The sequence below is a fragment of the Nitratireductor sp. XY-223 genome (assembly GCF_004959855.1).
GTDB lineage: Bacteria > Pseudomonadota > Alphaproteobacteria > Rhizobiales > Rhizobiaceae > Hoeflea_A.
In genome coordinates this window covers 1-9,090 of record NZ_SPNT01000020.1, presented here as the reverse complement: position 1 = coordinate 9,090, position 9,090 = coordinate 1, and the positions used below count along the sequence as shown (strand labels likewise).

The following is a 9,090-nucleotide window of genomic DNA, read 5'->3' as shown; positions in this document are numbered from 1 at the left end:
GGCGGGGCGCTAGGCGGAAAGGGATCGGAACGTTGACAGACGGCGGTAAACGGACCGGGCGAACCGGCCCCGGGGCGTTATTGGCTTTCGCGCGGCCGCGCTGCGCAATCCATCCGGCCGGTGGCTGCAGCCGCCGCGGCCGGACGATCCGGCCCGCAACGGAGACGCGCCGGTGACCGTCCTTTATGTGACGGAGCCGGGAGCGACCGTGCGCCGGCGCGGCGGTTCGCTGATCGTCACAGCGGCGGGCGATTCCGCTGGCGGCGTATCTGAGGACCGCCTTCTCCTGGAGGTCGAGCCGCACCGGCTGGAAACGGTCGTCTTCGTTGGCCGTATCCACCTGACGGCCGAGGCGGCGCGTCTGTGCCTCGATGGCGGCATCGCCGTTTCCTAGCTGTCTCGCGGCGGCCGGCTGCGCGGGCGACTCGTTCCGGCGCTTTCGCGCACCGCCGACCTGCGGCTCCGACAGTTCCGCCTTGCCGAAGACGTCGCTGCCGCCCTGGCGCTCGGCCGGGCTTTCGTCGACGCCAAGCTCGCCAACGCCGAAGGGCTGCTGTCGGCGCTGCGCTCCAACCGGCCGCGCGAACCGGCGTTCCCGGTTGCCATCGCCCGTTTGCGGCGCCTGCGCGAACGCGCCGCCGCGGCGCCCGACTGCGAAACGCTGCTCGGCATCGAGGGTGAGGGTGCCGGCCGCTATTTCTCCACGCTCGTTCATGCGTTTTCCGGCGAAATACGTTTCGCGGCGCGCCGCCGCAGGCCGCCGCCCGATCCGGCCAACGCCCTTTTGTCGCTCGGATACGTGCTGCTGGCCAACCGCATCGCCGGCCTGCTTGAGGCGCGCGGGTTGGATCCGTATCTCGGGTTTCTGCACCGGCCGCGCTCCGGCCGGCCCGCGCTCGCGCTCGACATGATGGAGGAATTCCGCCATCCCGTCGTCGACCGTTTCGTGTTGCGCCTGTGCAACCGGCGTCAGGTGCGGCCCGCCTGTTTCGAGACCGACCTGCGTACCTGCGGCGTCAGGCTGACCAAAAGCGGACTGCGCCGTTTCCTGCGCGCCTGGGAGGGCTTTCTCGATGCGCGCATGGCCGGCCTTGGCGAAGACCTTTCCGTGGAAGAGGCGATGCGGCGCCAGGCCGACCGGCTGGCGGCGCATCTGCGCGGAAACGAACCCTATGTCGCTGCTATGCTGGCCGCGGCGCGATGACGCGCTTTGTCGTCTGTTACGATATCGCCGACGACCGGCGCCGCTTCGCGGTTGCGCGGATTCTCGACGCCCTTGGCGACCGTATTCAGGAAAGCGTGTTCGAACTGCCGGTGGACGATCGGGCGATGCGCGCCTGTATCGACCGCATGACGCCTTTGCTGGATAAAGAAAACGACAGCCTGATTGTATATACATTGTGCGCGGCTTGCGACCGTAAGGTGCAGTATTTCGGCAAGCTGGAACTGGCGCCGCGTATCGGGGACGAGCAGGTGTACATCGTATGACGACATGTTCGTAACCCCGCAATGGACAAAATATGGATCATGGTTGGGAATATCGCGCAACACCATGTTTTTGAAAGCATATCGGAAGCAAGGAAGCCTGGACGACCGCCCCTGGTGTCCATGCATGCAGCGGCGAAGCCGCGGTTACGAAAAAACAGCTTGCAACCGTATGTCTTTTCTGAAAAATGTGAGGGGTAGGCCGCGCGGCGTGCCCCGCCCAAGAGGGGATTGAAACTCCGAGTACTCCAGGAGTGCGGAACAAAAAGCACTTGTTCCGGCCGCGCGGCGTGCCCCGCCCAAGAGGGGATTGAAACATGGCCGACGCGGAAAATCTGAATGAGTTTCGCTCTCCCGGCCGCGCGGCGTGCCCCGCCCAAGAGGGGATTGAAACGCATTGAGATTGGCGCTCGTGAGGTAGAGGATTTCAGCTGCCGCGCGGCGTGCCCCGCCCAAGAGGGGATTGAAACCCGGTGAAATCCGGCGCGTGGGATTCGATCATTTCGCCGTGCCGCGCGGCGTGCCCCGCCCAAGAGGGGATTGAAACGCCCTGCCGTCTCGTCGCCGTATCCGTGCGGGCTGCGTGCCGCCGCGCGGCGTGCCCCGCCCAAGAGGGGATTGAAACATGCCTCGACGCGCCCGCGTCGCTCGCGCATCGTCGCGGCCGCGCGGCGTGCCCCGCCCAAGAGGGGATTGAAACATCGACCGCTGGTGGTGCTCGGCGATCCAGTCGACGACAAGCCGCGCGGCGTGCCCCGCCCAAGAGGGGATTGAAACTTTCATTTTCATTGTCATTCTCCTTCACGGCGGCGGCCGTCCGCGCGGCGTGCCCCGCCCAAGAGGGGATTGAAACGATCTCACCCAGCGCATCGGCGGCGCTCATGGTCGGCCCTGCCGCGCGGCGTGCCCCGCCCAAGAGGGGATTGAAACGAAGTTGTGGCTGCGTTTCGCCGTGTCGAGAACCTGAAATACGACGGCTGGCAGTCATGACAAATTCCGATGCCGCCACAACTGCTGAAAGGGCCGTTCGCCGTGTCAGGTTGCGACCCCTGTGGCTGATGCAGCGGTGTCATGATCAACCGGGGATCGCCGCAAGTTTGATGACAGGAACGGCGGGAAGATGCCGGTTGAAAGCAACCAGCCAGCGCGCCTTGCCATAGATTGCGCATGTCGTGCGGATCCGCCAGCATGTCATGTTCAACATCAGCAGGCCCTGCGAGCGCATCTTGATCATCACCGCCACGAACCTGGCCTTTGGCGAATGCCCCGGGCGCCGTCGGCGACGCCAGGGCGGCCACCGCTCCGCCCGACCGCCTCACGGTTCACCGGGAGAACGTCGAGACCGGCAACACCGGGCGTCAATTGGAGACGACGCAGCGCGGCCGGCGGCGTCGGGAATATGCCTCGAAATTGCAACAATCGTGATGCACGCTGTGCCTGTGACGCGATTTCCGCGGCAGGACCGCGCGGCGTCGACGGGTACGGGGCCGTTCCGGCAACGGGTTTGTGAAGGTAGAAGGAAACGGGGCGATGGCACTGACCGGCACGACGATGGTCTTCAACGGCGCAAGGGACGGCTTCGCATACGCCCCGGCCCGCAAAGGCGCGGCAAAGGCCGCCCTTGCGCAAGGCCGGGGGGTCCGGTCCGACCCGGCAGGGGCGCCGCGCGGCGGGCGGCGGCGGGCCACCGGCCTGTTGTTCATTGCCGAACAGTCCCGCGTGTCGGACTGATCCGCGGGACCGCGCGATGCGCATGCATTGTGTAAGATATTTTCTGGCCGTTGCCGAGACGCTGAATTTCACGCGGGCCGCGCAACAATGCCGCGTGAGACAGCCGAGCCTGACGCGGGCCATCAGGGAACTGGAGGAGGAACTGGGCGGCGCCCTGCTTTGCAGGGAGCGCTCGCATACGCACCTGACCGAACTCGGCCGCTCGATGCTGCCGCTCCTGAAGCGGTGTCACGCCAGCGCCCTCGACGCCAAGGCCCTGGCCGAAAGGCGGTTGCGCGGCGAACAGGCGCCGTTGAGGCTGGCGATTTCGCACACGGTCTCCATGGACCTGCTTGCAGGGCACCTCATGGCCTTGAACCGCAAGTTTCCCGCGCTCGAGATCGGCTACCTCAGGGGCACCGCCGCCGAAATCGTCGACCGGCTCGAGAAGGGTGAGGCGGAACTGGCCATCGCGGGACCGCTCGGCGCGGACCGGCGGCGTGTGCACAGGCTTGCGCTGTTCGATGAGGACTTCGTACTGGCCGTCAGCGAATGCCACCCCTGCGCCGGACAGGCCATCGAACTTTCGCAGCTGCGCGACGTTCCGCTCATGATCCGGCCCTATTGCGAGAACCATCCGGACATCGCCGACCTGTTCGACAGGGCCGGCATCGATCCCGGCAAGGCTTGCCATGTCAGGCAGGACAAGGATGCGATCGCGTTCATCAGCGCCGGCCTGGGGGCATGCGTCATTCCCGAAAGCGTCGGCGCCGGCCGCGGGATCCGGACGGTCGCGGTCAGCGGCATGAAGCTGAAACGAAGCGTATGCCTCTACGCGCCCGCGGCAACCGAACGGACCCCCGCCGCCGCCGCACTGACGGGCCTGCTCTGTTCGGCGGACTGGAAGGGCGCCCGGCGCCGCACCTTCCAGGACCGCGCCGCCCGGATCGCGTCATCGTAACCTGTGCATGCTCAGGCAGCGGTGCAAATCACCGCGGCCTGGCAAAGCGCCCGACTGGGACACACCCCTGTCAACGCCGAATGAATTTCCCCACTGTGCGCCGCCTGTCGCGGCCGGCACGGCGCGAACTGCCCGTTTCCGCATCGACCGCCGGGAATGATCGCGAATGCGCGCCTCATCGACCCGTATTGCGCCGGACCGTTCATCCTTACCAGGCGCGCCATTCCTGTTCCCCCGGTCTGAAACCATTCGATTGGCAGGGCTCGGTCCCAAAACTCTCGTCAACAAACAAAAACCGGACAATTTGCTTTGCCGTGGATCGCCGGATGAATGACACAGGCGTCGAACCGTATATGATGTACACTCAGGCCGTTTCGCACTGGCCGCCTGCGGACGCGTGATAGGATAGCGCGCTACCGGGATCCCTTAACCCACGAAGCTGAAGTCCCCAACGTCGAGGATATCGGCTTGTGTGCCACGAAGTGTGATTGTTACGTCATTGTAGGCGATCACCGCATCGTCACCAACTTGCGTGATGGTAATATCCCGGAAGGTGGTCCGGCCCTTGATCCAGATTGTATCAATCCCGTCCTCAAAGTCCTTGATGATGTCATCTCCGGTGTCGCGCCGGAAAACAAAGGTGTCCTGTCCGGCACCACCGCGCAGCTTGTCGTTGCCCTTGCCGCCGTACAACGTGTCATCTCCGGAACCGCCAAGCAACCGGTCGTCGCCTTCATTGCCTTTCAGCACATCGTCTCCGGCGCCGCCCTCCAGAAAGTCCTCACCCTCGCCACCGTACAACATGTCGTCACCATCGCCACCCGACAAGCGGTCGTGTCCCTTGTCGCCATATATGCGGTCGTGTCCCCAATTGCCATATATGCGGTCCTTGCCCTTGCCACCGTACAACGTGTCATTGCCGTGACCACCGAAGATCTTGTCGTGACCATCGTCGCCATGTAACTCGTCGTTACCCCCAAAACCCCACAGTTCGTCATCGCCATCGCCGCCGTGAAATTCGTCGACACCATTGCCGCCCGAAACAACGTCGCTGCCGCCGCCCGCATGGATAATATCGTCGCCGCCCTTGCTGATAAAATATTCCCACGTCCAGTCGCCCTTCATTTCATCGTCGCCATCCGTGCCGTACTTAAGTCGCCGCTCAACACGTAGCCAAATAGCAGTATTGATCCCGTATCCCATCGGATCCTCCTTCATTTCCAAATGCTTCATGTTCGCAGCGCGTCATCGCCTGGCGCGCAGGGGCCCCGTTACTCGGCGCTGCCCTTGCGCCCGCCGAAGGCGCCGCGGGCCGCGCCCGCCTTTGCTCCCTCGGAGGTGATGTCGAACACGCCGCCGATCTCCTCGAACTCCGGGCCGAAGAAATTGCCGCTGAACTTGCCGGTGTACCGGTCGCCGCCGGTCAGCCCGCCTGTGGTGCCGACGCCGCTGACATCGGTGCCCGAGAACCCGTTGCCGTCGATATCGCCCTCCAGCGTGGCCAGGCCGGTCAGCGTGGTCTCGAGGGTGTTGTCTTCGAAGTCGGCCGTTGCCGTCATGGTATTCGACCAGGCCGCGACCGCGCCATCGCCGTCCGCGGCCGCGGCGCGCACATGGCCCGTCCAGCCGCCCCGGTAGGTGGCGGTGCCGGTGGCCGGCATGTCATCGGCCGGGGTCATTTTGCCGTCGGGCAGCGTGGCGACGAACCCCGTGCCCAGGCCGGCGCGCGTGTCGCCATCCTCCTTCAGACCCGCCCAGACGCCGTAGTTCAGGTGCTCGAAGGACCGCGCCGCCGGGAACCGGACACCCTCCAGGACGGAGACGTATTGGTACGTGATTGTGTCGCCCGAGAGACTCTCCCGCTTCAGCCAGGTCCTGACGCCATTGGCGGCATCGAAGTAGTAGATGCCGTTCTCCTCGTTGGTGTTCTCGGGCTCCGCACTGGCGGTGACGGTGTACCGGTTGGCGTCCGTCGATCCACCACCGCCGGGCTTCGCTCTCGGGGCACCAGCGGGGCCGGTCGCCAGGTAGAACACGCCCTGCGCCCGCCTGATCACATAGGTGTTCTGTCCAATACTGGTCGTGCCGTAGGGCGTGGTGTCGGTTATCGTTCCGTCAAACCCCCAGGTGTAACTGGGACGCGCATCGGTCCTGTAGATCCCGGCCGTCGTGTCGGTGTCGGGGGTCACGTACTTGTCGACCAGCACCAGGCGCGCGCTGTCATCGGCGGAGTCGGTTATGCTGCCGATGCCAATGCGGCGCGCCGCAACAGCCGGCTGGGCCAGGCGCTCCGGGGTCTCGCCGCTCTTGGCCCGGTAGGGGACGGCCGCCCGGCCGGTGTTCTGGGTGGTGATCCAGTCTTTGAGCCGCCCGGTCACGACCGTCTTGCCGTCTCCTGTCATGGTGGTCTTCGGCGCGGCCGCAACGATCGTCACGTCGCCGACCCTGTAGGTCGCCTTGCCGTCGTCTTCAGCGCCGCCTCGGCCGCCAGGCGGTGCTCCACCGCCGTCGTCAGCGTGGTCGCGGCCGCCGCCCTGGCCGCCTTCGCCGATACCGCCTGTGCATTTTGCAACTGAAAACCATTCGCCGGAGCATTCCCGCTGGCACTGGCTGCTTCAGAGTTACCCATTGCACGCACCTTTTGAACAAGCTCATGGGATCCATTGCTATGATTTACGGACAACCATCGGAGTGATTGTTTCCATAGGCATGGTTTATCCGCATTTCCGAACGGTGGCCCCCCATCGGGTTTGCAAGCAGCTTCGCTTGTCGCAGGGTCCTGCCCCGTTGGGTGCCCTGCGGCGGAAATCATCGTTCCGCCCTTTCGCGGGTCCGCTCCGGCGCGTTTGCCTATTCATTCCATAGCCACATCCATCCCGGGGGGGGTACACTTTCACGCAAGGTATCCGGCACGCAAGGTATCCGGTACACGACACGCGATCACGGGAGAGGAAACATGGCACGCGACGAAACAGTTTATGGTGGTAATGCTGCGGACACGCTCACAGGGACCGAGGGCTCCGACAAGCTTTCCGGCGAAAACGGCAACGACAGGCTCTGGGGCGGCGGCGGCGCCGACACGCTGTGGGGCGGCGACGGTGACGACACGCTGTATGGTGGTGGTGATAACGACACGTTGTGGGCCGGCAGGGGCGACGACGTGCTCAACGGCGGCGGGGGCGACGACTACCTCAGCGGCGGCCTGGGCAACGACACCTTCGCGTTCGCGGCGGGAGACGGGCACGACACCATTGCCGACTTCGGGGACGGCGACAGCATCGAGATGGCCGGCGTGCCGGGCGGGTTCGAGGAACTGGTCATCGAGCAGGTCGGCAACAATACCGTCATCCGCTACGGCGATGGCGACACCATCCGGCTGGTGGGCGTGACGGCGGCAACGCTCGGCGCGGACCGCTTCCACTTCGTTCCCAACCTCACGCTGACGGGCGGCCGGGGCGACGACACGCTGAACGGCGGCGGGGGCGACGACACGCTGGGCGGCGGCCGGGGCGACGACACGCTGAACGGCGGCGCCGGCGCCGACACGCTGGGCGGCGGCAAGGGCGACGACACGCTGACGGGCGGGCGGGGCAATGACACGCTGAGGGGCAAAAAGGGCGACGACACGCTGAACGGCGGCGCCGGCGCCGACACGCTGAGGGGCGGCTGGGGCGACGACATGCTGAACGGCGGCGCCGGCGACGACACGCTGTGGGGCGGCAAGGGCGCCGATGTCTTCGCGTTCGCGGCGGGAGACGGGCGCGACACCATTGTCGATTTCCGAAAGGGCGACACGATCCGCATCGACGGGGTGAGCGGCGGGTTCGCGGAACTGGTCATCGGGCAGATCGGCGACGATGCCATCATCCGCTACGGCGGCGGCGGCGACACCATCCGGCTGGCGGGCGTGTCGGCGGCAACGCTCGGCGCGGACGACTTCGCGCTGCCCCACACGCCGCCCGGCGGCGGCCAGGGCGTCCACGGCGCCGGCGTCAGGGACGGCGGGAACGGCGGCAATGCGCCCCTGCCCGGCACGCAGCAGCAGGCGCCCGGCGAGGAGCAAACCCGGTCACCCGCTGGTACGCAGCAGCAGGCGCCGGACTTCAAAACGCAGCGCGGCACACCGGGCGCCGACCGCCTTCAGGGCGGGAACGGCAAGGACCACCTCTATGGCGGGGACGGTCGCGACAGCCTTTATGGTGACGAAGAACATTATGTAATGTACTTTTCTGGCATAGAGTCATACTACCCCCTTGGAGTGCGTGTCGGAAATCGTTACTATTTTGAAGGAAAGCCGGATATCGAAGGCGGGGACGACACCCTTTATGGCGGGGCCGGCGAAGACAACCTTTATGGCAGGGCCGGCGACGACCACCTTTATGGCGGGGCCGATAAAGACTACCTTTATGGCGGGGACGGCGACGACCACCTTTATGGCGGGGACGGCGACGACCACCTTCTTGGCGGGAGCAGCCGCCTTGATGACAGGTCCGGCAACGACACCCTTCATGGCGGGGCCGGCAACGACAGTATGCATGGGGGCGACGGCGTGGATACGCTGCACGGTGACGACGGCGACGACGAGATGTTTGGGGGCCAAGGCAACGATACCCTTCATGGCGGGGACGGGGATGACACCCTTTATGGGGGGACGATACAGGTTACCTATTGGGCGGCGACGCAATCGGAAACGACCCATTACTTCAGCGGGAGCGGAGACGACACGCTCGAGGGCGGCAAGGGCAATGATACCCTTCATGGCGGGGACGGGTCCGACCGGTTCGTGTTCGGCGCGGGGGACGGGACCGACACTATCCTTGACTTCGAGGACGGGACGGACATCCTCGTCATCAAGGGCGACCTGAAGTTCTCCGACCTCGACATCAAGCAAAGCGGCCATGACACCGTGATCACCGGCTACGGGAGCTACGGGA

Annotated in this window: 7 protein-coding genes, 2 pseudogenes and 1 CRISPR repeat array; of the genes and pseudogenes, 5 read left to right on the top strand and 4 right to left on the bottom strand. The window is 65.5% G+C overall.

Annotated elements, in window-relative coordinates:
- The first annotated feature begins 172 nt into the window (after positions 1–172).
- Both cas1 and cas2 read left to right on the top strand, forming a co-directional pair.
- Positions 173–1,204, top strand: a pseudogene (gene cas1, locus E4M07_RS27050) (CRISPR-associated endonuclease Cas1).
- Positions 1,201–1,488 carry a CRISPR-associated endonuclease Cas2 gene (cas2, locus tag E4M07_RS27045; protein ID WP_136661538.1) on the top strand — a complete coding sequence of 96 codons (288 nt, stop codon included), beginning with the start codon at positions 1,201–1,203 and terminating at the stop codon, positions 1,486–1,488. Before cas1 ends, cas2 begins: the two are co-directional and overlap by 4 nt.
- A 198-nt stretch (positions 1,489–1,686) precedes the next feature.
- Positions 1,687–2,415: a CRISPR direct-repeat array (repeat unit 37 nt; unit sequence GCCGCGCGGCGTGCCCCGCCCAAGAGGGGATTGAAAC).
- 145 nt (positions 2,416–2,560) lie between these two features.
- On the opposite strand, the gene E4M07_RS29230 is transcribed toward cas2, so the two are convergent.
- A complete protein-coding gene (locus E4M07_RS29230; RefSeq protein WP_169054427.1) occupies positions 2,561–2,728 on the bottom strand; it encodes a hypothetical protein in 168 nt (55 codons plus the stop codon).
- Between the two features lie 287 nt (positions 2,729–3,015).
- Between E4M07_RS29230 and E4M07_RS27040 the strand changes: the two genes are divergently transcribed.
- On the top strand, positions 3,016–3,216 hold the full coding sequence (locus E4M07_RS27040; RefSeq protein WP_136661537.1) for a hypothetical protein: 201 nt from the start codon (positions 3,016–3,018) through the stop codon (positions 3,214–3,216).
- Between the two features lie 22 nt (positions 3,217–3,238).
- Positions 3,239–4,156 carry a LysR family transcriptional regulator gene (locus tag E4M07_RS27035; protein WP_169054426.1) on the top strand — a complete coding sequence of 306 codons (918 nt, stop codon included), beginning with the start codon at positions 3,239–3,241 and terminating at the stop codon, positions 4,154–4,156.
- 426 nt (positions 4,157–4,582) lie between these two features.
- Here the strand turns inward: E4M07_RS27035 and E4M07_RS27030 are convergent, their stop codons facing one another.
- The 3 genes from E4M07_RS27030 to E4M07_RS27020 form a co-directional block, all read right to left on the bottom strand.
- Positions 4,583–5,359 carry a calcium-binding protein gene (locus E4M07_RS27030; protein ID WP_169054425.1) on the bottom strand — a complete coding sequence of 259 codons (777 nt, stop codon included), beginning with the start codon at positions 5,357–5,359 and terminating at the stop codon, positions 4,583–4,585.
- Between the two features lie 68 nt (positions 5,360–5,427).
- Positions 5,428–6,591 carry a transferrin-binding protein-like solute binding protein gene (locus E4M07_RS27025; protein WP_136661534.1) on the bottom strand — a complete coding sequence of 388 codons (1,164 nt, stop codon included), beginning with the start codon at positions 6,589–6,591 and terminating at the stop codon, positions 5,428–5,430.
- Positions 6,588–6,785: a hypothetical protein gene (locus E4M07_RS27020; RefSeq protein ID WP_136661533.1), complete on the bottom strand. Its 198-nt coding sequence runs from the start codon at positions 6,783–6,785 to the stop codon at positions 6,588–6,590. Before E4M07_RS27020 ends, E4M07_RS27025 begins: the two co-directional genes overlap by 4 nt.
- A gap of 327 nt (positions 6,786–7,112) precedes the next feature.
- Here E4M07_RS27020 and E4M07_RS29945 point away from each other — a divergent pair.
- Positions 7,113–9,090 (top strand): annotated as a pseudogene (locus tag E4M07_RS29945) (calcium-binding protein); the annotation flags it as partial.